The 21,808-nt window shown below is 65.9% G+C and carries 22 protein-coding genes; 1 reads left to right on the plus strand and 21 read right to left on the minus strand.

Annotation, left to right across the window (positions count from 1 at the left end; genetic code table 11):
* Positions 1 to 7: 7 nt before the first annotated feature.
* From CTA01S_RS01890 to CTA01S_RS01900, 3 genes are read right to left on the minus strand one after another with little or no spacing between them, the layout of a single operon-like run.
* Positions 8 to 379 carry a Rieske (2Fe-2S) protein gene (locus CTA01S_RS01890; protein WP_019559728.1) on the minus strand — a complete coding sequence of 124 codons (372 nt, stop codon included), beginning with the start codon at positions 377 to 379 and terminating at the stop codon, positions 8 to 10.
* Positions 376 to 1,041 carry an HAD family hydrolase gene (locus CTA01S_RS01895; protein WP_019559729.1) on the minus strand — a complete coding sequence of 222 codons (666 nt, stop codon included), beginning with the start codon at positions 1,039 to 1,041 and terminating at the stop codon, positions 376 to 378. The genes CTA01S_RS01890 and CTA01S_RS01895 overlap by 4 nt, the downstream gene beginning before the upstream one ends.
* Entirely contained in the window at positions 1,038 to 2,033 is a 996-nt protein-coding gene (locus tag CTA01S_RS01900) for an RluA family pseudouridine synthase (protein WP_033370913.1), read from the minus strand. The genes CTA01S_RS01895 and CTA01S_RS01900 overlap by 4 nt, the downstream gene beginning before the upstream one ends.
* 713 nt (positions 2,034 to 2,746) lie before the next feature.
* Here CTA01S_RS01900 and CTA01S_RS01905 point away from each other — a divergent pair.
* A complete protein-coding gene (locus CTA01S_RS01905; protein ID WP_062191528.1) occupies positions 2,747 to 5,569 on the plus strand; it encodes a ribonuclease E/G in 2,823 nt (940 codons plus the stop codon).
* A 5-nt stretch (positions 5,570 to 5,574) separates the two neighbouring features.
* Here CTA01S_RS01905 and nagZ read toward each other — a convergent pair whose 3' ends face one another.
* The 18 genes from nagZ to fabD form a co-directional block, all read right to left on the minus strand.
* Positions 5,575 to 6,624, minus strand: coding sequence for a beta-N-acetylhexosaminidase (gene nagZ, locus CTA01S_RS01910; RefSeq protein WP_062192151.1), 1,050 nt, complete (start codon positions 6,622 to 6,624; stop codon positions 5,575 to 5,577).
* A 10-nt stretch (positions 6,625 to 6,634) separates the two neighbouring features.
* Positions 6,635 to 7,030 carry a holo-ACP synthase gene (acpS, locus tag CTA01S_RS01915; protein WP_019559733.1) on the minus strand — a complete coding sequence of 132 codons (396 nt, stop codon included), beginning with the start codon at positions 7,028 to 7,030 and terminating at the stop codon, positions 6,635 to 6,637.
* A complete protein-coding gene (locus CTA01S_RS01920; protein WP_062191530.1) occupies positions 7,027 to 7,821 on the minus strand; it encodes a pyridoxine 5'-phosphate synthase in 795 nt (264 codons plus the stop codon). The genes acpS and CTA01S_RS01920 overlap by 4 nt, the downstream gene beginning before the upstream one ends.
* Entirely contained in the window at positions 7,818 to 8,612 is a 795-nt protein-coding gene (gene recO / locus CTA01S_RS01925; protein ID WP_062191533.1) for a DNA repair protein RecO, read from the minus strand. The genes CTA01S_RS01920 and recO overlap by 4 nt, the downstream gene beginning before the upstream one ends.
* A 17-nt stretch (positions 8,613 to 8,629) precedes the next feature.
* Entirely contained in the window at positions 8,630 to 9,553 is a 924-nt protein-coding gene (era, locus tag CTA01S_RS01930) for a GTPase Era (protein ID WP_062191536.1), read from the minus strand.
* 39 nt (positions 9,554 to 9,592) lie between these two features.
* Positions 9,593 to 10,276: a ribonuclease III gene (rnc, locus tag CTA01S_RS01935; protein WP_062191539.1), complete on the minus strand. Its 684-nt coding sequence runs from the start codon at positions 10,274 to 10,276 to the stop codon at positions 9,593 to 9,595.
* A gap of 28 nt (positions 10,277 to 10,304) precedes the next feature.
* Positions 10,305 to 10,667 (minus strand): DUF4845 domain-containing protein, encoded by a 363-nt coding sequence (locus CTA01S_RS01940; protein WP_062191543.1) that lies wholly within the window; start codon positions 10,665 to 10,667, stop codon positions 10,305 to 10,307.
* Positions 10,668 to 10,714: 47 nt separating this feature from the next.
* The gene (gene lepB, locus CTA01S_RS01945; protein ID WP_026329979.1) at positions 10,715 to 11,683 is read right to left on the minus strand and encodes a signal peptidase I; all 969 of its coding nucleotides are present in this window, start codon (positions 11,681 to 11,683) and stop codon (positions 10,715 to 10,717) included.
* A gap of 22 nt (positions 11,684 to 11,705) precedes the next feature.
* Entirely contained in the window at positions 11,706 to 13,514 is a 1,809-nt protein-coding gene (lepA, locus tag CTA01S_RS01950) for a translation elongation factor 4 (RefSeq protein ID WP_062191546.1), read from the minus strand.
* Between the two features lie 530 nt (positions 13,515 to 14,044).
* Positions 14,045 to 15,478 carry a DegQ family serine endoprotease gene (locus tag CTA01S_RS01955; RefSeq protein WP_198150749.1) on the minus strand — a complete coding sequence of 478 codons (1,434 nt, stop codon included), beginning with the start codon at positions 15,476 to 15,478 and terminating at the stop codon, positions 14,045 to 14,047.
* Between the two features lie 93 nt (positions 15,479 to 15,571).
* Positions 15,572 to 16,618, minus strand: coding sequence for a MucB/RseB C-terminal domain-containing protein (locus CTA01S_RS01960; RefSeq protein ID WP_156824524.1), 1,047 nt, complete (start codon positions 16,616 to 16,618; stop codon positions 15,572 to 15,574).
* A gap of 14 nt (positions 16,619 to 16,632) precedes the next feature.
* Positions 16,633 to 17,313 (minus strand): sigma-E factor negative regulatory protein, encoded by a 681-nt coding sequence (locus CTA01S_RS01965; RefSeq protein ID WP_084362259.1) that lies wholly within the window; start codon positions 17,311 to 17,313, stop codon positions 16,633 to 16,635.
* 15 nt (positions 17,314 to 17,328) lie between these two features.
* Complete coding sequence (rpoE, locus tag CTA01S_RS01970) at positions 17,329 to 17,934, minus strand: RNA polymerase sigma factor RpoE (RefSeq protein ID WP_019559744.1); 606 nt, start codon at positions 17,932 to 17,934, stop codon at positions 17,329 to 17,331.
* Complete coding sequence (locus CTA01S_RS01975; protein WP_062191552.1) at positions 17,931 to 18,401, minus strand: hypothetical protein; 471 nt, start codon at positions 18,399 to 18,401, stop codon at positions 17,931 to 17,933. The genes rpoE and CTA01S_RS01975 overlap by 4 nt, the downstream gene beginning before the upstream one ends.
* 36 nt (positions 18,402 to 18,437) lie before the next feature.
* Entirely contained in the window at positions 18,438 to 19,682 is a 1,245-nt protein-coding gene (gene fabF, locus CTA01S_RS01980) for a beta-ketoacyl-ACP synthase II (RefSeq protein WP_019559746.1), read from the minus strand.
* A 42-nt stretch (positions 19,683 to 19,724) separates the two neighbouring features.
* A complete protein-coding gene (acpP, locus tag CTA01S_RS01985) occupies positions 19,725 to 19,964 on the minus strand; it encodes an acyl carrier protein (protein WP_019559747.1) in 240 nt (79 codons plus the stop codon).
* Positions 19,965 to 20,119: 155 nt separating this feature from the next.
* Positions 20,120 to 20,869, minus strand: coding sequence for a 3-oxoacyl-ACP reductase FabG (gene fabG, locus CTA01S_RS01990; RefSeq protein ID WP_062191555.1), 750 nt, complete (start codon positions 20,867 to 20,869; stop codon positions 20,120 to 20,122).
* On the minus strand, positions 20,866 to 21,804 hold the full coding sequence (gene fabD, locus CTA01S_RS01995) for an ACP S-malonyltransferase (RefSeq protein WP_019559749.1): 939 nt from the start codon (positions 21,802 to 21,804) through the stop codon (positions 20,866 to 20,868). Before fabD ends, fabG begins: the two co-directional genes overlap by 4 nt.
* Positions 21,805 to 21,808 lie beyond the last annotated feature (4 nt).

Consider the following 21,808-nt stretch of genomic DNA (forward strand, 5'->3'; position numbering starts at 1 on the left):
AAGTGCATCAGCCGTCCGACACCGGTTGCACGTCGTCACTGGGATACCAATAGACCTTGCCCTCGTGTTCGCCCACCGGCACCTCGATCAGGCGCGCGCGGGCGCAAGGTCCAGCAACGCATTCCCCGGTGCGCGGGTCATAGACGGCACCGTGGATGGAACAAATGATCCATTCGCGGCTGTCGTCGAGAAATTCCCCAGGCTGCCAGTCCATCTCGGCCGGCACATGGGCGCAACGGTTCACATAGGCAACCGCACGACCCTCGAAGCGTAGCGCAAAAGCCCGCACCGGCTCGTTCCACAGGCGCACCTCGAACAGCACCGCCTTGCCGCGCTCGGTCAGCGTTTGTGAATCGCACAGTTCGATCCCCGGGTTCATGCATGAGCCTCCAGCCAATGGTGCAGCTCACCCACCGAGTCGGCCACGAAGCGCGGGGACCACTCGCGCAAGGCCGCCGCATCATGAGCCCCGTACGTCACCGCCACGCCCACCGCACCCGCATTGGCCGCCAGCTGCATGTCGTGCACCGTGTCGCCGATCATCAACGTGCGCTCGGGCTCCACGCCGAACTCACGCATCAGTTCCAGCAGCATGCGCGGGTGGGGCTTGGAGGCGGTTTCATCGGCCGTGCGCGTGCCGTCGAAAACGCCTTGGAGCTGCGCATGGCGCAGCGCCTCGTCCAGCCCGCGACGCGACTTGCCCGTGGCCACGGCCAGCCAGTGGTGGCGACGCTTGAGCGCGTGCAACATCGCCAAGCTGCCCTCGAACAGCACCAGTTCGTGCTGCTGCGCGAAATAGTGGTGTCGATAGCGCTGCCCCAGCTCGGCATAGCGCTGCACCGGCAAGCCCGGTGCGACCCGCTGCAACGCATCATGCAAGCCCAGGCCGATCACATAAGCCGCCTCCCGCTCCCCAGGGACGGGCAGCCCCAGGTCGGCGCATGCCGCCTGGATGCAGCGCACGATCAGCGCGGTGGAATCGAACAAGGTGCCGTCCCAATCGAAGACGATCAGGTCGAACTGGCGGGGTCGCAGGCTCATAAGTGGTGGAGCAATTGGGCGCACGCAGGCGGCAGGGGCGACTCCAGGTCCAGGGTCTGGCCACTGGCCGGATGCTCGAAACGCAAGCGCCGCGCGTGCAGGAACATGCGATCGAACCGGTGGCCCGCCACGATCTGCCCCCGCGCCCAGGCGCGATTCAAGGCAAAGTCGCCGTACTTGTCGTCACCCAGAATGGGATGCCCCTCATGGGCCAGATGCACACGGATCTGGTGAGTCCGACCGGTCTTGATGCTCACATCGAGCAAGGTGTAGCCAGCAAAGGCCTGCACCACTTTGACCAGACTGATCGAGCGCCGCCCCTCCTCGGCGCCGGGGGCCACCGCGCGCACCCGCCGTTCGCCCTCGGGCGTGAGATATTTGTGCAGCGCAACGTCGATCCGCTTTTTGTGCGCTGGCCAAGCCCCGACGACCAAGGCGGCATAGGTCTTGCCGGTCTCCCGGCTGCGAAACTGGTCCTGCAAGGCCGTCAGTGCGCTGCGTTTCTTGGCGATGAGCAGCAGGCCGGAGGTCTCTTTGTCCAGGCGATGCACCAACTCCAACATCCGCGCCTGCGGCCGCGCACGGCGCAGCTGCTCGATCACGCCAAAGCTCACCCCACTGCCACCATGCACGGCCACCCCAGCGGGCTTGTCCACGACGAGGAGATGTTCGTCTTCGTACACGACCGGAAACTCACGCGCCGGCGTAAGCACGGACTCACTTCTTGCCGCCAGACGCACCGGCGGCACACGCACCTCGTCGCCCAAGGCCAGGCGAGTGTCGGCTGCCGCCCGGGCCTTGTTCACGCGCACCTCGCCGCTGCGCACGATGCGATAGATGAGCGACTTGGGTACCCCTTTGAGCGTTTTGGCCAGAAAATTGTCCAGACGCTGGCCGGCCGAGGCTTCATCGATCACGACATGGCGCACCGCGGGCTGTGGCTCCACACCGCTGCGCGCAGCCGGCGGTTTCGCCCCTATAATCTGTTGCACCACGTTTGCGTTGTAAGTGTTTGATTTGCAAGAGTTTACCCTTCCCGCCCCGGCGGGGGTGGTCTGAGGGCTCTCGAACACCCAGCGCCAACGGGTCGGCTGCCCACGCTCACCGTGCCTGAGTCCGTGGGGGAGTGGGGGGCGGCCACAAGAGTTGATGCAGCGCAGGCGCGTGGCTGCGGGTCGTCTCCCAAGGTGAGCCGACGGCAGAATCCACGGCCTGCGTCAGAGCCAACGCACACAAGAACCCAACAACAAGGTTTTCCGGCCGCAGGCCGGCATTGCTGGCGAAACCGTCCGCGCCCTCCCGAGGCGCCCCGGTCTCGGAAGCATCCGCCTGCAGCCTTGCGTTCAGTGATCCCATGCGGACCCTGCCTTCCGACCTCCTTCCCCCGCCGCCGCAGCGCTGCGGCCATTCGGCGGCCCTGTGCTTGGGCCGGCGGGCTCGGCGGCTTGGCGGCGAGAAGGCATCCGGCCCAGCCAGCGCAAGGGCGCTGCGGCGCCCACGGTCCGCAATTCCGTTCACTCCTCGCACGCGCCAACGCGGCTGACCGACGGAAGCTCCGTCGTGCCGGCCGTCCAGGGCGATTCCTTCCGGTTCCTGATTGCGTTCCTCGTGCATCGTTGAGCCGCCCCGGTCGTCGAGCCGACGGCGGTATGTGGTAGTGCTTGCGCTGGCCCCCTGAGGGGCCCGCTCAGGCGAAGGAGTGCACATGAAGCGCATGCTGATCAACGCGACGCAGCAGGAAGAGCGTCGCTTGGCCATCGTCGATGGCCAGAAGCTGCTCGATTTCGAGACCGAGATCGAAGGTCGCGAACAACGCAAAGGCAACATCTACAAGGCCGTCGTCACCCGCGTGGAGCCCTCGCTGGAGGCCTGCTTCGTCGATTACGGCGAAGACCGTCACGGCTTCCTGCCCTTCAAGGAAATCTCGCGCCAGTACTTCAAAGAAGGCGTCGACGTGCGCAACGCCAAGATCGCCGACGTCATCAAAGAAGGCCAGGAACTGCTGGTCCAGGTGGAGAAGGAAGAGCGCGGCAACAAAGGAGCGGCACTGACCACCTTCATCTCGCTGGCCGGGCGCTACCTGGTGCTCATGCCCAACAATCCGCGCGGAGGTGGCGTCTCGCGCCGCATCGAGGGCGAAGACCGCGAAGAACTCAAAGAGGCGCTGGACCAGCTCGAATACCCCAAAGGCATGAGCCTGATCGCCCGCACCGCCGGCATCGGCCGCAGCGTGGCCGAGCTGCAGTGGGACCTCAACTACATGCTCAAGCTGTGGTCCGCCATCGACGAGGCGGCCAAAGCCGGCAAGGGCGCCTTCCTGATCTATCAGGAATCCTCGCTCGTCATCCGGGCCATCCGCGACTACTTCACCCCGGACATCGGCGAGATCCTGATCGACACCGATGACATCTACGAGCAGGCTCACCAGTTCATGAATCACGTGATGCCCGAGATGGCGCACCGCGTGAAACGCTACCGTGACGACGCCCCGCTGTTCAGCCGCTTCCAGATCGAGCACCAAATCGAAACGGCCTTCTCACGCACCGTGACGCTGCCCTCGGGCGGGGCCATCGTGATCGATCACACCGAGGCCCTGGTGTCCATCGACGTCAACTCGGCCCGCGCCACCCGTGGCAGCGACATCGAAGAAACCGCCACCCGCACCAACCTCGAAGCGGCCGATGAAATCGCCCGCCAGATGCGCTTGCGCGACCTGGGCGGATTGATCGTCGTGGACTTCATCGACATGGAGGAGTCCAAGAACCGCCGCGAGGTCGAACAGCGCCTGCGCGATGCCGTGCGTCCTGACCGCGCGCGCGTGCAGCTGGGCACGATCAGCAAGTTCGGCCTGCTCGAACTGTCGCGCCAGCGCCTGCGCCCGGCCTTGAGCGAAGGCAGCCACATCACCTGCCCGCGTTGCAACGGAACGGGCCATATCCGCGATACCGAATCCTCCGCCTTGCAAATCCTGCGCATGGTGCAGGAAGAGGCGATGAAGGAAAACACCGCGGCGGTGCACGTGCAAGTGCCGGTGGAAGTCACCAGCTTCTTGCTCAACGAAAAGCGCACCGAGATCACCAAGATCGAACTCAAGCAACGCGTCACCGTCATCCTGGTGCCCAACAAGCACCTCGAGACCCCCAACTACAAGCTCGAGCGCCTGCGCCACGACGACCCCCGGCTGGAGAACCTGCAGGCCAGCTACACCATGATCGAGGAACCCGACGACGAGGTGGGCATCACCCGTCGTCGCGACGCCAACGAGAAAGGGCGATCCAAGCAGGAACCGGTGATCAAAGGCATCCTGCCCGAAACCCCGGCCCCGGTGGCCGCGCCCAAGCCGGCACCGGCGGCCGCGGCGCCTGCCCCAGCGGCCCCCCCGCCCGTGGCCTCGCCGCAGCCCGCCAGCGGCGGATTCTTCGGCTGGCTGAAAAAGCTGTTTGCCGGCCGCTCCGAGCCGGCCGCAGCCCCTGCGGCCGCCCCTGCCCCGGCGCAGCCAGCGGCCAAGGGCCCCCAATCCGATCGACAGGAGCCACGCCGTGGCGAAGGCCGCCGCGCAGCCCGTGGGGGCGACCGCAGCGAGCGTGCCGAAGCACGTGCCGACAACCGCCGCGAAGGGCGTGCGAACCGCGGCGAGGGGCGCGGCGGACGCCCTGGCGAAGCACGCAGCGACGCGACCGACAGCACCGCGGCGCGCGGGGCGCGTGGCAGCGACCCCCGGGGCGAGCCGCGCAGCGACGCACGGCCGCAGGAGTCGCGTCGCCCGGCGTCCGCCCCTCCCGAACGTGAAGCCGCCGCCACGGCAGACGCGGTCGCGGACACGGCCTTCGTCGACACCGTGCCTCAGCTCCCGGGCGACACCCCGGCCGAAGGCAGCCGCGAACCCGGCCGTCGCCGCCGCCGCAACGGCCGGGGCCGCCGGGGTGAGCGCGAGGCCGCCAGCGACACGCTGGCCGCCGCCCCCGACGGCCTGAGCGCCGAAGCCGTGGTCGAGCCTGAGGCTGCCCCCGAGCCGACGCGATCGGACGCATCATCCGAGCAGGCCCACCACGCCCAGGCGCCTGAAGGCGAAAGCCGTCGAGGCCGCGGGCGTGACCGCTTCCGCCGCGAGCGCCGTCCGCAAGACGGCGGTGAGCCGTCGTCCGCCGACGCGTCGGCCGCCGAAGGCTCGGCGTCCGAGGTGACCGAAGCCGCACCTGGTGAGGACGTGATCGCCCCCGCCGCGCAGACGCCCAGCGGCCCGCGTCCCTCGCCCGTGGTGCCGCCTTACGAGCTGCCCGTCTCCAGCCTCCAGCAGCTGGCCGCCTCCGCGGGTCTGGAGTGGGTGCATTCCGATGCGGACAAAGTGCGTGCCGCCCAGGAGTTGATCGCCAACACGCCTTCGCCCATCCACGTGCCGCGCCAACGCAAGCCCGTCGTGATGCTGGACGACGGCCCGCTGGTGCTGGTCGAGACGCGCAAAGACCTCGCCCAGTTCACCCTGCCCTTCGAGGCCGTCCAGGCCCAGCAGCAGCAACAGCAGCAGTGAGGCGCTCAGGGCAGGCGCGCCAGCGCCTGCTGATAAGGGGCATGATGCATCAGCTCGTCCCAGGCGCGCGGCGCGTCCTGGGGCAGCAGATCCAAGCGTCGCGCCTCGCTGTCGGCGCTGGGCTGCCAGCGGCCGTGCTCACGGGCCTCCCACAGGCCGTCCAGCAGGGCGTCCAGCGTCGCCCCACCGTCCACCACCGACTGGTTGCACAACAACACCAAGTCGCAGCCGGCCTGCAAAGCGGCCACGGCCCCCTGCACGGCATCTCCCATCACGCTGGCCCCACGCATGCTCAGGTCATCGCTGAAAATCGCTCCGGTAAAGCCCAGTCGACCGCGCAGGATGTCTTGCAGCCAACGGCGCGAGAAGCCCGCCGGCAAGGCATCGACCTTGGGGTAGATCACATGGGCTGGCATCACCGCAGTCAGCGCCGTGCTCAGCCATTCATAAGGCTTCGCATCCTCGGCCAAGATGGCTTTGAGCGAGCGGCGATCCACGGGAATGTCCACATGCGAATCGGCCGCCACATAGCCATGGCCGGGGAAGTGCTTGCCGCACGACTGCATTCCTGCCAGCAACAGGCCATGCATCAAGCTCTTGGCCAACAGCGTCACCACGCGGGCATCGCGGTGGAACGAGCGGTCGCCGATCACGCCGCTGGGGCCATGGTCGAGATCGAGCACCGGCGTGAAGCTGAAGTCCACCCCACAGGCGCGCAGCTCCGAGGCCAGCACATAGCCGCAGGCCGTGGCCGCCTCGGTGGCGCGCAGGGCATCCTCCATCCACAGCTCGCCCAGGCGGCGCATCGGCGGCAGGTGGGTGAAGCCATCGGTGCGGAAGCGCTGCACACGCCCGCCTTCATGGTCCACGCAGATCAACACGTCCGGGCGCAGCGATTTCACCTCCGCCGTCAGCTCGACAAGCTGGCGGCGGTCGGCCCAGTTGCGCGCAAACAAAATCAGGCCGCCCGTCAACGGGTGCTGCAGGCGGCGGCGGTCGTCCGCATCCAGCGTGGTGCCGGCGATGTCGAGAACCACCGGGGCATGCTCGGGCAGCAGGCTCATGTCACTCCTTCGTTTCCACCACCACGAAGCTGGCGGCATAGTCGGTTTCATCGCTCAGGCTCACATGGGCGCGCAAATGACGGGCCTCGAACCAGGCCGCCAGCTCCCCATGCAAGCGAATCTCGGGCTTGCCGCTCGATGCGTTGACGATTTCGCACGCCCGCCAGGTCATTGGCCAGCGCAGCCCCAGGCCGACGGCTTTGGAGAAGGCTTCCTTGGCCGAAAACCGCGTGGCCAAATAGCGCAGGCCGCGCGCCGACAGCTTGGCACGGCGCCGGCGAAACACCTCGATCTCATGCGGGCCCAGCACCCTGAGCGCAAAGCGCTCACCATGGCGCTGCCAGGCCGCCTCGATGCGGCGGATGTCGCAGATGTCGGTGCCGATGCCGTAGATCACGCGCCTTGCCTCGCCCGCACCGCTTCGGCCTTGAAGTCCGCGATCGCTTGACGCAGGCCCACGAACACCGCATGGCCAATCAGCGCATGGCCGATGTGCAGCTCGGCCACTTCGGGCAGGGCCGCGATCGCCGCGGTGCTGCTGGGCCCCGGATGCGGCGGCGGGCGATCCCACACGGCCAGACCATGGCCGGCGTGGGTCCGCAGGCCCAGCGAGCAGCCCAGCCGCAGGGCCTGCCGGATGCGCTCCAATTCCGCCTGCATGGCCGGCCGGTCCTGGGCCCACCAGGCCTCGGCATAGGTACCGGTATGGATCTCGATGCAAGGCGCACCGGCGCGGGCACTGGCCTCGATCTGCGCCGGATCCGGTCCGATGAACAGCGAGACGCGGCAACCCGCGGCCGCCAGACGCGCGCAGGCCTCTTGCACACGGCCGAACTGTCCCAGCACGTCCAACCCCCCTTCGGTGGTGAGCTCTTGACGGCGCTCGGGCACCAGGCAGACATGCTGCGGGCGCACCTGTTCGATCAGGCCCAGCATCTCGTCGGTGACGGCCGCCTCGAAATTGAGCGGCACGTGCAAGGTCGCTTTGAGTCGGTGCACGTCCTCGTCGCGGATGTGTCGCCGGTCTTCACGCAGATGGAAGGTGATGATGTCCGCTCCGGCGTGCACCGCCAGCTCGGCGGCAGCCACGGGGTCTGGAAAGCGCCCTCCACGGGCATTGCGCAAGGTGGCCACGTGGTCGATGTTCACGCCGAGCAAAGGCGCAGAGGAGGTGCCGGAAAAAATCATGGTTGCTGGAGTTCCATCAAGAGCTGGCGGGTGCGCAGCATGGGCGTGCCCAGATGATAGTGAAGCAAGCCGCGCAGCGCCGACTTGAGCTCGGGCAAGGCCAGGCGGCACGCCTGTTGCACGGCGGCCAGCCCATGCGGCCCGTCGGACAGCGCCAACGCCCGCTGAGCCTCGCGCAGCCAGGCCCCGCGCAAACCCACCTCGCCAGGGGCGAGCGCATGCACCCCAGCCTCGGCATCCAAGCCGTAGCGAACCTCATCCTGCACGGGCAGCTGAGTCAAAGTCTCGGTATGCAGCTCGGGCAGCACGCCAATCTCCCGCAGCAGCGCCAGTTCGAACGCCCGCAAAGCGGCCTGCACACCGACATCCTCCGCCCCGGTCAGGGCCGGCAAGGTGGCCGCATAGTGATCGAACAAACGCGGGTGAGCATCCGAGCGGGCCAGCAGCTTCATCAGCAGCTCATTGAGGTAAAAGCCGGTGAGCAAGGCCGCACCAGTGGGCATTGGCAAACCCCCGGCCCAGTCGGCGGCTTTCAAGGTGTGGACCTCCGCCCCATCCTCATCCCGACTGCTGTAGCTCACCAGCAAGCGCTGAAACGGCAACAACACCGGGCGCAGTTGCGAATAAGGCCGCTTGGCCCCTTTGGCCACCACCACCACGCGTCCGTGATGGCGGGTGAACAGGTCCAGGATCAGGCTGGACTCACTCCAATCGTAGTGATGCAGCACATAGGCGGGCTCGCCCGCCACGCGGTGCGCATGCCGCCGGCCGCCGGAGTTGCGTCTGGCCATGGTGTACGACGAGCAGCCTATTCGTAGCCGTAGGAGCGCAGCCGCTCCTCGTCGTCGGCCCAACCCGAGCGCACCTTCACCCACAGTTCGAGGAAGACCTTGGCGTCCAAGAGCTTTTCCAGCTCCTGCCGTGCTTCGGTGCCAATGCGCTTGAGCCGCTCGCCGCCCTCGCCGATGACCATGCCCTTGTGAGCCTCGCGCTCGACGATGATGGTGGCCGCAATGCGCCGCAAACGGCCTTCCTCTTCGAACTTGTCGACCACCACGGTCGAGGAATACGGCAGCTCGTCCCCGGTGAGGCGAAAGAGCTTCTCGCGAATGATCTCACCGGCCAGGAAACGCTCGCTGCGATCGGTGAGCGCATCCTCGTCGTACCACCAGGGCTGTTCGGGCAGATAAGGCCGCACGATGTCGAGCAATCGCCGCGCGTCCTCAGGCCGCTTGGCCGACAAGGGCACGAACTCCGCAAAGGGATGGCGCTCCTGCATGCCTTTGAGCCACGGGGCCAGTTCCGAGCGACGCACCACCTTGTCCAGCTTGTTGGCCACCAGAAAGACCGGCTTGCGCTCGGGCAACAAGGCCAGCACCTTGGCGTCGTCCATGCCATAGCGGCCGGCTTCGACCACGAACAGCACCACATCGACATCGGCCACCGACGACAGCACCGTGCGATTGAGGGTACGGTTCAGGGCATTGCTGTGGCGCGTCTGGAAGCCCGGCGTATCGACGAAGATGTATTGGGTATCGCCCACCGTGCGGATGCCCGTGATGCGGTGCCGCGTGGTCTGAGCCTTGCGTGAGGTGATGCTCACCTTCTGGCCCACCAGGGCATTGAGCAGCGTGGACTTGCCTACATTGGGGCGGCCGACGATGGCCACCAGACCGCAGCGTTGACCGCGGCTGGGTTCGGCAGGAGGCTGGTTGAGGTCTTCGAGGTTCACGACACATCAGGGCGGACGCACCGCCGAAAAAAAGGCCCCTCAGGAATGCGAGGACTTCAAATAGGCCAGCACGGCCTCGGCGGCCTGCTGTTCGGCGGCACGCCGCGAGGTGCCCTCGCCCAAACGCTCCACCTGCAGCGCCGCCACCGTGCAGCGTACGACAAATTCCTGGCGATGCGCCTGCCCCCGGGTTTCCACGATGGCATAGGTGGGCACCGGCAGACGCCGCGCCTGCAGCCATTCCTGCAATTCGGTTTTGGGGTCCTTGGCCGAGGCCTGCAGGTCGTCTTGGGACAGCACCGGCTCGAACAGTCGGCGCACCACGGCCTGGGCCGACTCGAAGCCGGCATCCAGGTAGACCGCCCCGACCAGGGCTTCCAGCGCATCGGCCAGGATGGACGGCCGCCGGGCGCCCCCGCTGCGAGCTTCGCCCTCGCTCAAGCGCAGGCAGTCGGGCAGTTGCAGGCTCAAAGCCAAGCGGTACAAGGAATCTTGACGCACCAAATGCGCACGCACCCGCGACAAATCGCCTTCGTCACTGCGGCCCAGGCGCTCATAGAGCAGGCTGGAGACGGCCAGCCCCAACACTGCATCGCCCAGAAACTCCAGCCGCTCGTTGTGATCGGCCCCGAAGCTGCGGTGCGTCAGTGCCGCGCGCAGCAGCGCCGGATTGGCAAAGCGGTGCCCCAGGCGCCGCTGCAAAGCTTCCAGGGTCTGGCTCACAGGCTGACGGACAAGGCTCGGGCGCACCTCATCGCGAGCGGCCGCGGTATTTGATGAGCAGGTAGACCGGCTCGATCAGCTCGATCTCCTTGTCGTAGGCAAAGCTGACAACGATTTTGTCGTTGACCTTCGTGATGTCCAAATCTGCCCCGGAGATCGAGGTGATGGAATACTCGATTTGCTTCTGGCGATCGAAAGCGGCCCGGATTTCCGGCACCGTGGTGCCCCCTTCCTGAGCCACCTTGTTGACGGTGCGCTGGATGGTCCAGTACTCGTTGAGCGTCGGGAACACCCGCATGGCCACCAGGGCGACGAAGCCGATCACAACGGCCCAGAACAACAGACCGATCAGGGTCACGCCGCGCTGCGGGTACCGCAGGATAGGGATCATCGAGCTGCTCCTCGTGGTGATGACGGTATTCCGAAAGACCGGGCGGCTCACTGGAAGAAGGTGCCCACGCGGCTGAGGTTACCGAAATTCATCCAGATCAAAAAGGCCTTGCCGACGATGTTGGCCTCGGGCACGAAACCCCAATACCGCGAATCCTGCGAATTGTCGCGGTTGTCGCCCATCATGAAATAGTGGCCCTCGGGCACCTTGCAGACCACGCCTTCGGCGTTGTAGCGGCAATGGTCACGGAAGGGAAAGCTGTCGACGGCCAGCATGAACGGCGGCACATCCTTTTGCAGCAGCACCTGGTGCTCCACGTCGCCGAGCTTCTCGCTGTAGAGCTGGGCATAGCGGCGGCTGTCTTCGTCGTAATACTCGCCCAGCGGCTGCATTGGCACGGGCTGACCGTTGATGCTCAGTCGCTTGTTCAGGTAGGCCACCTCGTCGCCGGGCACCCCCACCACACGCTTGATGTAGTCGATGCGCGTGTCCATCGGATAGCGGAAGACGATCACATCCCCACGCTGCGGTTTGTGGTTGTCGATGATCTTGGTGTTGATCACCGGCAAGCGCACGCCGTAGTGATACTTGTTGACCAGGATGAGGTCACCCACCAGCAGCGTGGGCACCATCGAGCCGGAGGGGATCTTGAACGGCTCGAACAAGAAAGAGCGCACCAAGAACACCACACAGATCACGGGAAACAGCCCGGCCGTCCAGTCCAGCCACCAAGGCTGCATCAGCAGCTTCTGGCGCGCCTGCTCGACGTCGCCGTCGACCTGCACGATGCCCTGCTCGGCCAGCGCGTTGCGGCGCTGGGCCGCCTGCTCGACCAAGCGGGCGGCCGCACGCTCGCGCTGCGGCTTGAAGTGAAAGCGCTCGGCCAGCCAATACAGCAGCGTCACGGCGGTCAGCAGGAAAAGCACGAGCGAGAAATTGCCGTGCCATTGACCGACATACCAACCACCGAGGTAGACGGCCAGACAGGCGTACAGGACTGCAGTGAGCAGCGACAAGGGACTCTCCCAGCGTTTGTGTTCAATCATCGACCTGGAGGATGGCCAGGAAGGCTTGCTGCGGCACCTCGACCGTGCCGATTTGCTTCATGCGCTTCTTGCCGGCCTTTTGCTTCTCCAGCAGCTTGCGCTTGCGGGTGATGTCACCCCCGTAGCATTTTGCCAGCACGTTCTTGCGCAGCGCCTTGATGTTCTCGCGCGCGATGATCGTGCTGCCGATGGCCGCCTGGATGGCCACGTCGTACATCTGGCGCGGGATCTGCTCGCGCATCTTGGCCGCCACCGCACGGCCACGCGCCTGGGCCTGCGAGCGGTGCACGATGATGGACAGCGCATCCACCCGGTCGCCATTGATCAACAAGTCCACCTTGACCACGTCGGAGGCACGGTACTCCTTGAACTCATAGTCCATCGAGGCATAGCCGCGAGAGATGGATTTGAGTTTGTCGAAGAAGTCGAGCACGATCTCGGCCAACGGCATGTCGTACGTCAGCATGACCTGACGGCCGTGATAGGCCATGTTGAGTTGCACACCGCGCTTTTGATTGCACAGCGTCATCACCGGGCCCACATAGTCTTGGGGCATGTACAGATGCACCGTGACGATGGGCTCGCGGATTTCGCGGATGCGGCCTGGATCGGGCATCTTCGACGGGTTCTCGACCTCGATGACCGTGCCATCGTTGAGCTCGACCTGGTAGACCACGCTGGGCGCGGTGGTCACCAGATCCTGGTCGAATTCGCGCTCCAGCCGCTCCTGCACGATCTCCATGTGCAGCAAGCCCAGAAAGCCGCAGCGAAAGCCAAAACCCAGGGCCTGCGACACCTCGGGCTCGAAACGCAGCGAACTGTCGTTGAGCTTGAGCTTCTCCAGCGCATCGCGCAACTGGTCGTACTCGCTGGACTCGCTGGGGTACAGGCCCGCGAAGACCTGCGGCTGGATCTCCTTGAAGCCAGGCAGCGGCTCGGTGGCCGGGCCGGCATTGTTGGGCAGCTTCTTCTCCACCGTGAGGGTGTCACCCACCTTGGCAGCGGCCAGCTCCTTGATCCCGCAAATGACGAACCCCACCTCGCCAGCGTTGAGCTCGGAGCGATCCACCGACTTGGGCGTGAACACACCCAAGTGCTCGACCGGGTAGACGGCATTCGTGGCCATGAGGCGCACGCGCTCGCCCTTCTTCAAGCTGCCATCGACCACCCGCACCAGCATCACCACGCCGACGTAATTGTCGAACCAGGCATCGATGATCATGGCCCGCAAGGGACCATCGGGCTGCCCCTTGGGCGGCGGCATGCGGGTGACCACCGCCTCCAGAATCTCATCCACCCCCATGCCGGTCTTGGCCGAACAGGGAATGGCCTGCGAAGCGTCGATGCCGATGACATCCTCGATTTCGGCCTTGGCACGCTCGGGGTCGGCCTGGGGCAGGTCCATCTTGTTGAGGACCGGGATCACCTCCACGCCCAGATCCAGCGCGGTGTAGCAATTGGCCACTGTCTGCGCTTCCACGCCCTGGCTGGCGTCCACCACCAGCAAGGCCCCTTCGCAGGCCGACAACGAGCGACTCACCTCGTATGAGAAATCGACATGCCCGGGCGTGTCGATCAGGTTGAGCGTGTAGACCTGACCGTCTCGGGCGGTGTACTGCAAGGCGGCCGTCTGCGCCTTGATCGTGATGCCCCGCTCTTTCTCGATGTCCATCGAGTCCAGCACCTGCGCCTCCATCTCGCGCTCGCTCAAGCCTCCGCAGCGCTGGATGATGCGATCGGCCAGGGTGGACTTGCCGTGGTCGATGTGGGCGATGATGGAGAAGTTGCGGATGTGCTTCATGAAACCGAAGGTGTGCGTTGCGACCTCGCGGCCCACCGGCCCGCCAACGAGCCACGATGCCTCAGGGGACCGCGGGAGGGACAACAAAAAAAAGGCGCGTCGAATCGGCGACGCGCCTTCCAACAAAAGGCTTGGCAACTGCTTTGTTGGGCTTTCATTGTAGCCAAATCCACCCCCTTGGAAACCGCGCCAGCCGTGGCTTGCCGCGCGTTGCACGCCACCAACAGGCAAGATATCAACAAGATATCCACAATCTCTTGTGGATGACTTGGGGATAGTCCAGGCCGCCCCGGGGATCCTTCCGCAGCTGCATCGAAAGCGCGTCGAACCACCCCGGATTCTACCGAAGCGGCGCCACAATCCGGCCCGGATCGGAGCTCGTGAGCCCACGCTCACATTCTTGAACGGTGACTTATCAACACCCGAAGGCCGGCCGGCGTGCGGGATTTCCCCCGCCTGACTCTCGCGATGCGAAAAAACCCGACACCCTAGTCGGATGCCGGGTGGCTGCGCTCATCCCGCGCCGGACCTCAGCGCGAGGGTCGAATCATCGTGTAATGGGCCCATTCCCCGCGACGGAAAAACACGTTGAACGGGCGTCCTTTGTCGAGCTTGGCCAGCACCGCCTCGAACTGGCGCACGTCGGCAATCTCGGTGTTGGCAATGGCCAGGATGATGTCGCCTTCACGCAGGCCGGCACGGGCCGCGGGTCCATCGACCGACTCCACGCGCACCCCGCCCTTGACGCCCAGCGCCGACTTCTGAGCCTCGGTGAGATTGGCCACGGTCAGGCCCACGCTGGATGCAACCCCACTGCCCGGCGTGCTGCGAGGTTCATTGCTGGCCACACGGCGCGGCGGGTCGGGCTCGAATTCACCGACCACCACGTTCAGATCCCGATAGCTGCCACGACGGAAGACCTGGACAGTGACCTTGGCGCCTGGCTTGGTATTGCCCACGATGCGCGGCAGCTCGCCGGCCTTGTCGATCACGCGGCCATCGAAGCGCGTGATGATGTCTCCTGCCTCGATGCCGGCCTTGGCCGCCGGACCATTGGGCTCCACGCTGCGCACCAATGCGCCCATGGGCTTGCCCAGTCCGATGGACTCGGCCACGTCCTTGGTGATCTGATCGATCTGCACACCGATGCGCCCCCGGATCACGCGGCCCGTGGTGCGCAGTTGATCGGCCACGCGCATGGCCTCGTCGATCGGGATCGCGAACGAAATGCCCATGAAGCCGCCCGAGCGGCTGTAGATCTGCGAGTTGATGCCCACCACCTCGCCACGCAGGTTGATCAGCGGCCCCCCCGAATTGCCCGGGTTGATGGCCACATCGGTCTGAATGAAGGGCAGGTAGTCGCCGGTATCGCGCGCCTTGGCGCTGACGATGCCGGCGGTGACCGTGTTCTCCAGACCAAAGGGCGAGCCGATGGCCATCACCCACTCGCCCACGCGCAAGCGGTTGACGTCGCCGATGCGCACGGCCGGCAAGCCAGTGGCATCGATCTTGACGACGGCCACGTCGGTGCGACGGTCGCTGCCGATGATGCGCGCCTTGAACTCGCGCTTGTCGGTGAGGGTCACGTAGACCTCGTCGGCGCCCTCGACCACATGGGCATTGGTCATCACGTAGCCGTCGGAGCTGATCACGAAACCGGAGCCCACGCCACGAGGCACCTCCTCCGGCTGCCCCTGACGCTGGCCGCCTCGTGGCGCTGGGGTGCCTGGCAGCGGCACGCCGAAGAAACGCCGGAAGAATTCCTGCATCTCCTCATCCATTTGCGGACCGGCCATCCGCGCCCGCTCGGTGGTACGGATGTTGACCACCGAGGGCCCCACCTGCTCGGCCAGATCGGCGAAGTCCGGCAACGTCGCTGCCTGCGCTCGTGCCGGCAGCGATGCCACGGCCAGGATCCAAGCGACTGCCAAGGCCATCAAAGCGGCCAGCGCACGTCGAGACATCGAGGGCACGATCGTGCCCAGGTGCATTGCTGTTTTCATTTCTCACCTCAACACGGGTTCCGCATTCCGAACGACGGCGCGGCGCGCCATCGTTCACTGCGGCTTCTTGCGTTCGAGGCCCCGGACGAACTCGTGAAGCGTGGCCACTGGCACCTCGCCCACGGCAGTCACCCACCAGGCCCCGTGACGTCTCATGAGCGTATGGGTGGCCCCCATGCTCATCAGCACCTCCTTGCGATGCCGACCGGCGTCATAGGGTTCCACGAAAATCGATACATGGGCCAAACCATCGGAGAAGATGGTCTGAAGCATGCTGCCGTGCTCACCGCCGTCGGCCGCGGGGCTGGCCGCAACCGCCCCATCCACCGCATTGGCACTGCGCTTGACGCAGCTGATGTGACGAAACCCCGGCACGATGCGTCGGTACACCCAGCCTTCGTCCTCATAAAAAGTGGGAGTCATCACCGGACGCTCGACGCGGTAGCCTTTGAGGCGCTTGAGCGGCTGGGTCACGCTCTCCGGTTGAGGGCGCACGCCAATGGACACTTCCGAAAACGCCGAGGACTCGATCACTTCTCCGGCCGGGTTGATCACGTCGGCGCGCAGCAGCAAGCCGGTCTCTTTCTCCGCCCACAGACGGTAGCCATAGCGCATCGCATCTCGCGGCAGGAGCAACAACTGCCGCGCCTCATGGCCGGCCACGCGGTCCAGCCCCTTCTTGCGCACGTCGTAATAGTCGAGGATGTGATCGCTGTCGGCATCCACCAGCCGCGGGAATTTGTTCACCATCTCCCGCTGCTCGATGAGCGCGGTGCGTTGTTGGGGCCACAAAGTGGCCACCAGGGTGTCGTGCCGCAAGATGCGGCGCGGCTGGCCATCCAGGGTGTCGATGCGCTCGAACTGTTGGTGGCCCTCCCAGTAGTGCGCAATGCGTGCGCTGGTCATCTGCCCGCCCGAGCTGACCACGAAGATGCCCTGGAAATTGCGGGTCTGGGCCGCCTCGTGGATGCGCAACAGCCAAGCGCGCACCTCGGCTTTGTCCAAGGGGAGATCGACCGGCGGCGTTTGAGCCAGACCCGTGCCGGCCAACGCCATCAAGCCCGCACCCATCCACGGGGCGAGCCAACGGGAAAACTGCATGCGCGTCCTCACAATCAACGGCCGGGTCCTTCGTGGGCAGCATTGCGCAGGAACAGAGACGGCCCCGCCCCCAGCGCCGAGCCCGCACCGAATTGCTTGTGCGCCGCGAGGTATTGGTCCAGCCGTGCGTCACGGATCAGGGTCTGATCCCCATGCACCACCCGCAATTCCGTGGCCGACGCCGCCGTCGGTGCGGCCGCAGGCGCGGCCACCGGCGTGACGGCCACCGCCGCCTCGGTGCCTGCGGATTGGGCCCGCAGGCCGATACCGGGCGCGGGCCACATCGCGTCGCCGCCGACCTCCCCCACATACAGCACCACCAGCGCCCCCGCGACGGCCATCACCCCCGCCGCCGTGGCCAAGGGGGTTCGCCAGCGTCGGCGCGCACGCGCGGCCGCGTCGGGCGTCGCAGCCGGCGCCAGGATCACCGGCTCACGCTGCAGGCGTTGGCGCACCCCTTGCAAAAACAGGTCGCCACGCGAACCGCCGGCCAAATCGTCGGAGCGCAGCACATCGCCGATCAGGTGGTACAGGTGCCAGTCTTCACAGTCTTGGCGGTGTCGCTCGGGATCGCTGTGGTGCGAGGCCAGCCATTCATCGAACTGCGAGGCAGTGGCCTCCCCATCGAGCAAGGCCGACAGGCGTTCACGAGAAGCCGCCTGGTCGCCCGCAAGATCCATCCGTTGCGCAGACATCACTCACTCTCCTGATCACCAACGTTTGCCATCGGGCGTGTCCAACAGCGGACGCAAGCGCTGCGCGATGGCCTCACGCGCTCTGAAGATGCGCGATCGCACCGTGCCGATCGGGCAGTTCATGACCTCGGCGATTTCCTCATAGCTCAGCCCTTCGATCTCACGCAAGGTGATGGCCTGGCGCAAATCCTCGGACAACGCCTCGATGGCCGCGTTCACGGTGGCGGCCACCTCTTTGCTGGCCAGCACGGCATCGGGAGTTTCGCCGTCGGTTAGTTCGTTTTCCACCCGGGAAGTTTCGTCCTCCTCGTCGGCGGACATCCGCGCCGTTTCAGTGACCAGCGGGTCCCGTTTGAGCTCGGCCAGGCTTTTCTTGGCCGTGTTGACGGCGATCCGGTACAGCCAGGTGTAGAAGGCGCTGTCCCCGCGAAACTGAGGCAACGCCCGGTAGGCCCGGATGAAGGTCTCTTGGGCAATGTCCTGGATCAGGTCGGCGTCGCGCACCATCCGGGCGATGAGGCGCTCGATCTTGCGCTGGTACTTGATCACCAGCAGGTCGAACGCCTTCTGGTCGCCGCGCTTGACGCGCTCAATCAGCACAGCATCGGCGTCGGCGGTCATGCGGTGGACGAGGAGGGTCCTGCCAAGGGGTCCATGGCGCAAGTGGGCGAATATACCGCACAGCGCAAGGCATGCCAGCGCGCCTCCAAGCCAGCGCGCTGCAGCGGCAGCCACACCGTGCCGCGGCCCTGGTGCGGCACGAGCTGCAGCAACATCCACGCCCCCAGGTCGATGCGCACCGTCGCGCGTCCGCGGCATTCATGCCTGCGTTCAGGCTCACGCCAATGCCAACACTGTCCGTCCCAGCGCAGCACGAAGCCCGGACGGCGCCAGTGGCGACCCAGCACCCCCCACAGACTCAGCAGCAGCGCAGGCCCCAGCGCCGCCACGGCCCAGGCTCCCCGATGCGCGACGGCCCAAGCCCCCAGGGCCAGCCACCCGACGCCCGCCAGCGCCAGCACCGCGGCGCGCCACCAGGTGTGACGGACGACCACCACCGTCACCGGCGGTGCGGTACGCTGGCGCATGGGATGGAGCCCGACATCAAACCTGTGCCGCGGCGTTCAGACGCGTTTGAACACCAGCGTCCCATTGGTGCCGCCGAAGCCGAAGTTGTTCTTCAGCGCCACCTCGATCTTCATGTCACGGGCGGTATTGGCGCAGTAGTCCAAATCGCACTCGGGATCTTGGTTGAAGATATTGATCGTCGGCGGCGACACCTGGTGGTACACCGCCAGGGCCGTGAACACCGATTCGACCCCGCCGGCGCCACCCAGCAAGTGGCCGGTCATCGACTTGGTGGAATTGACCACCAAAGCCTTGGCGTGGTCGCCAAAGGCCAGCTTGATGGCGTTGGTTTCGTTCACGTCGCCCAGCGGCGTGGAGGTGCCGTGCGCATTGAGGTAGTGCACCTCATCGGGATTGACGCCGGCATTGCGCATGGCCGCTTGCATCGAACGGCGCGGGCCGTCCACGTTGGGCGCGGTCATGTGGAAAGCGTCGGCACTCATGCCAAAGCCGGCCAGCTCGGCGTAGATCTTTGCACCACGCTTTTTCGCGTGCTCGTATTCCTCGAGCACCATCACCCCGGCACCCTCGCCCAGCACGAAGCCGTCGCGGTCTTTGTCCCAGGGACGCGAGGCCGTCTTGGGATCGTCGTTGCGTGTGGACAGCGCGCGTGCCGCGGCAAAGCCGCCGATGCCCAAGGGCGAGACGGTGGATTCGGCGCCGCCGGCAATCATCACGTCGGCATCGCCATACTCGATGAGGCGAGCGGCTTGGCCGATGCAGTGCAGACCGGTGGTGCATGCGGTGACGACGGCCAGGTTCGGCCCTTTGTAGCCGCACTGGATCGACACATGGCCCGAGATCATGTTGATGATCGACGCCGGCACGAAGAACGGCGAGATGCGGCGCGGACCACGCTCGCTGAGTTCTTGCTGAGTGGCCTCGATCATGGGCAAGCCGCCAATGCCCGAACCCACCATGCAGCCGATGCGCTCGGCCATCTCCTCACTCAGCGCATCGCCGGTGGGCAAACCCGCATCCCGCACGGCCTGCAGTGAAGCCGCCAAGCCGTAATGGATGAAGGTGTCCATGTGCCGAGCTTCCTTGGCCGGCAGATAGTCCTCGATGTTGAAGCCCTTGACCTCGCCAGCAAAGCGACAAGCGAAGTTCGAGGCATCGAACCGGGTGATGGTATCGATGCCGGACTGGCCGGCAACCAGGTTGCTCCAGGACTCGGCCACCGTGTTGCCCACGGGGGTGACGAGCCCCAGGCCGGTGATGACAACGCGGCGACGGGTCATGTGAGGAGGGGGGAATGCGGAACCAGGAACCCTTCGGGCCGATCAGGCCTTCTGGTGCTTCAGAGCGTAGTCGATGGCGAGTTGCACGGTGGTGATCTTCTCGGCTTCCTCGTCCGGAATCTCGATGCCGAACTCGTCTTCCAAGGCCATCACCAGTTCCACGGTGTCCAGCGAATCGGCGCCCAGATCGGCGACGAAGGACTTTTCATTGGTGACCTCCGATTCCGCCACGCCGAGTTGCTCGGCAATGATCTTCTTGACGCGTGCTTCGATATCGCTCATGACTCCTCCAAGAGGGTTTTCCAAAACAGCCCGTGATTCTACGACCGTCAGGGTGCCTACTCTAAGCCCCTCGGCGGCCGGGGTCCCGGACGGGCTCCAACCGGTCGGCGCCCCACGCAGGGCTTCCCAAAAGCCTTTTCAGTCCTTCAATGCCTTCAATTCATGAACATGCCGCCATTGACGTGGAGCTCCGCGCCCGTGATGTAGCCGGCCTGCGGCGAAGCCAAGTACGCCACCGCATGGGCAATGTCCTCCGGGCGGCCCAGACGGCCCAGCGGGATCTGCGCCATCAGGGCCTGGGTCTGCTGTTCGGACAGTGCGCGAGTCATGTCGGTTTCGATGAAGCCGGGGGCCACGCAATTGACCGTGATGCCGCGGCTGCCCAATTCCCGGGCCAGCGAGCGGGTCATGCCGGCCACGCCGGCTTTGGCCGCCGCATAGTTGGCCTGACCGGCGTTGCCGCTGGCGCCCACCACCGAGGTGATATTGACGATGCGGCCGTAGCGCTGCTTCATCATCGGGCGGATCACCGCTCGGCTGAGACGAAACACCGCTTTGAGATTGGTGTCCAGCACGGCATCCCAGTCTTCGTCCTTCATGCGCATGGACAGCGTGTCGCGCGTAATGCCGGCGTTGTTGACCAGCACATGCAAGGCGCCATGCTCTTTGAGGATCGCCTCGACCAGGGCCTCGACGCCAGCGGCATCGTTGACATCGAGCCGATGCCCGCGACAGCCCGGATAGGCCGCCAGCGTGTCTGTGATCGTCGCCGCGCCGGCATCGGTGGTGGCCGTGCCCACGACCTTGAGTCCGTGGCGGGCCAATTCCAGCGCGATGGCTCGGCCGATCCCACGCGTGGCCCCGGTCACCAGGGCGACTTGACCTTTGAAGACGACCTCGTTCATGCGAGCAGCTCCTTCACCTCGGCCAAGGTGGCCGGATCGTACAACGCGGCGCTGACCAGCTCCGCATCGATGCGCTTGACCATGCCGGACAGCACCTTGCCCGGCCCGCATTCCACCACGTGGGTGACGCCACGCGCGCGCAGCGCCTGGACGCATTCGACCCAGCGCACCGGCCCAAAGGCCTGGCGGTACAAGGCGTCACGGATGGCCTGAGGTTGGTCGTAAACGGTCACGTCGATGTTGTGGACCACCGGGATGCGCGGCACGGCAATGCTCACCTGGGCCAAGCGCTCGCGCAAGCGTTCGGCCGCCGGTTTCATCAGACTGGAATGGAAAGGCGCCGACACCGGCAAGGGCAGCGCCCGTTTGGCCCCGGCCGCCTTGAGCACCTCGCAGGCTTTCTCGACCCCGGTTTTGCTGCCGGCGATCACGGTCTGCTTCGGATCATTGAAGTTCACCGCCTCGACCACCTCGCCGCTGGATGCGGCCACCTCGGCGCAGTGGCGACGCACCTCGTCGGCCTCCATCCCCAGGATCGCGGCCATGCCGCCGGCGCCCACCGGCACGGCCTCTTGCATGGCCTGGGCACGAAAGCGCACCAGGGGCAGCGCCTCGGACAAGCTCAACGCACCGGCGGCCACCAAGGCGGTGTATTCCCCCAGCGAGTGGCCCGCCACCACGGCAGGCTCGCGGCCGCCTTCGGCGCGCCAGGCGCGATAGCAGGCGATGCCGGCCACCAACATCACGGGCTGGGTGTTGGTGGTGAGATCCAAAGCCTCCTTGGGGCCCTGCGCAATCAAGCGGGCGACATCCTCGCCCAGGGCCGCGCTGGCTTCGTCCAGCGTTTGGCGCACGGCGGCATGGTCGCCCCAGGCGTTGAGCATGCCCACGGCCTGGGAGCCCTGGCCGGGAAACACGAAGGCGAAAGTGCTCATGACG

Source organism: Caldimonas taiwanensis NBRC 104434 (assembly GCF_001592165.1).
Classification (GTDB): Bacteria; Pseudomonadota; Gammaproteobacteria; order Burkholderiales; family Burkholderiaceae_C; genus Caldimonas; species Caldimonas manganoxidans.

What these genes read in the sequence shown, in the direction of transcription:
- CTA01S_RS01955 (WP_198150749.1), bottom strand. Translation starts at nt 15,478, where the DNA reads ATGTCTCGACGTGCGCTGGCCGCTTTGATGGCCTTGGCAGTCGCTTGG.
- fabF (WP_019559746.1), bottom strand. Translation starts at nt 19,682, where the DNA reads ATGACCCGTCGCCGCGTTGTCATCACCGGCCTGGGGCTCGTCACCCCC.
- fabD (WP_019559749.1), bottom strand. Translation starts at nt 21,804, where the DNA reads ATGAGCACTTTCGCCTTCGTGTTTCCCGGCCAGGGCTCCCAGGCCGTG.
- CTA01S_RS01905 (WP_062191528.1), top strand. Translation starts at nt 2,747, where the DNA reads ATGAAGCGCATGCTGATCAACGCGACGCAGCAGGAAGAGCGTCGCTTG.
- CTA01S_RS01895 (WP_019559729.1), bottom strand. Translation starts at nt 1,041, where the DNA reads ATGAGCCTGCGACCCCGCCAGTTCGACCTGATCGTCTTCGATTGGGAC.
- CTA01S_RS01890 (WP_019559728.1), bottom strand. Translation starts at nt 379, where the DNA reads ATGAACCCGGGGATCGAACTGTGCGATTCACAAACGCTGACCGAGCGC.
- CTA01S_RS01960 (WP_156824524.1), bottom strand. Translation starts at nt 16,618, where the DNA reads ATGCAGTTTTCCCGTTGGCTCGCCCCGTGGATGGGTGCGGGCTTGATG.
- CTA01S_RS01965 (WP_084362259.1), bottom strand. Translation starts at nt 17,313, where the DNA reads ATGTCTGCGCAACGGATGGATCTTGCGGGCGACCAGGCGGCTTCTCGT.
- acpP (WP_019559747.1), bottom strand. Translation starts at nt 19,964, where the DNA reads ATGAGCGATATCGAAGCACGCGTCAAGAAGATCATTGCCGAGCAACTC.
- CTA01S_RS01940 (WP_062191543.1), bottom strand. Translation starts at nt 10,667, where the DNA reads ATGATCCCTATCCTGCGGTACCCGCAGCGCGGCGTGACCCTGATCGGT.
- CTA01S_RS01920 (WP_062191530.1), bottom strand. Translation starts at nt 7,821, where the DNA reads ATGATTTTTTCCGGCACCTCCTCTGCGCCTTTGCTCGGCGTGAACATC.
- rpoE (WP_019559744.1), bottom strand. Translation starts at nt 17,934, where the DNA reads ATGACCGCCGACGCCGATGCTGTGCTGATTGAGCGCGTCAAGCGCGGC.
- lepA (WP_062191546.1), bottom strand. Translation starts at nt 13,514, where the DNA reads ATGAAGCACATCCGCAACTTCTCCATCATCGCCCACATCGACCACGGC.
- recO (WP_062191533.1), bottom strand. Translation starts at nt 8,612, where the DNA reads ATGGCCAGACGCAACTCCGGCGGCCGGCGGCATGCGCACCGCGTGGCG.
- CTA01S_RS01975 (WP_062191552.1), bottom strand. Translation starts at nt 18,401, where the DNA reads ATGCGCCAGCGTACCGCACCGCCGGTGACGGTGGTGGTCGTCCGTCAC.
- fabG (WP_062191555.1), bottom strand. Translation starts at nt 20,869, where the DNA reads ATGAACGAGGTCGTCTTCAAAGGTCAAGTCGCCCTGGTGACCGGGGCC.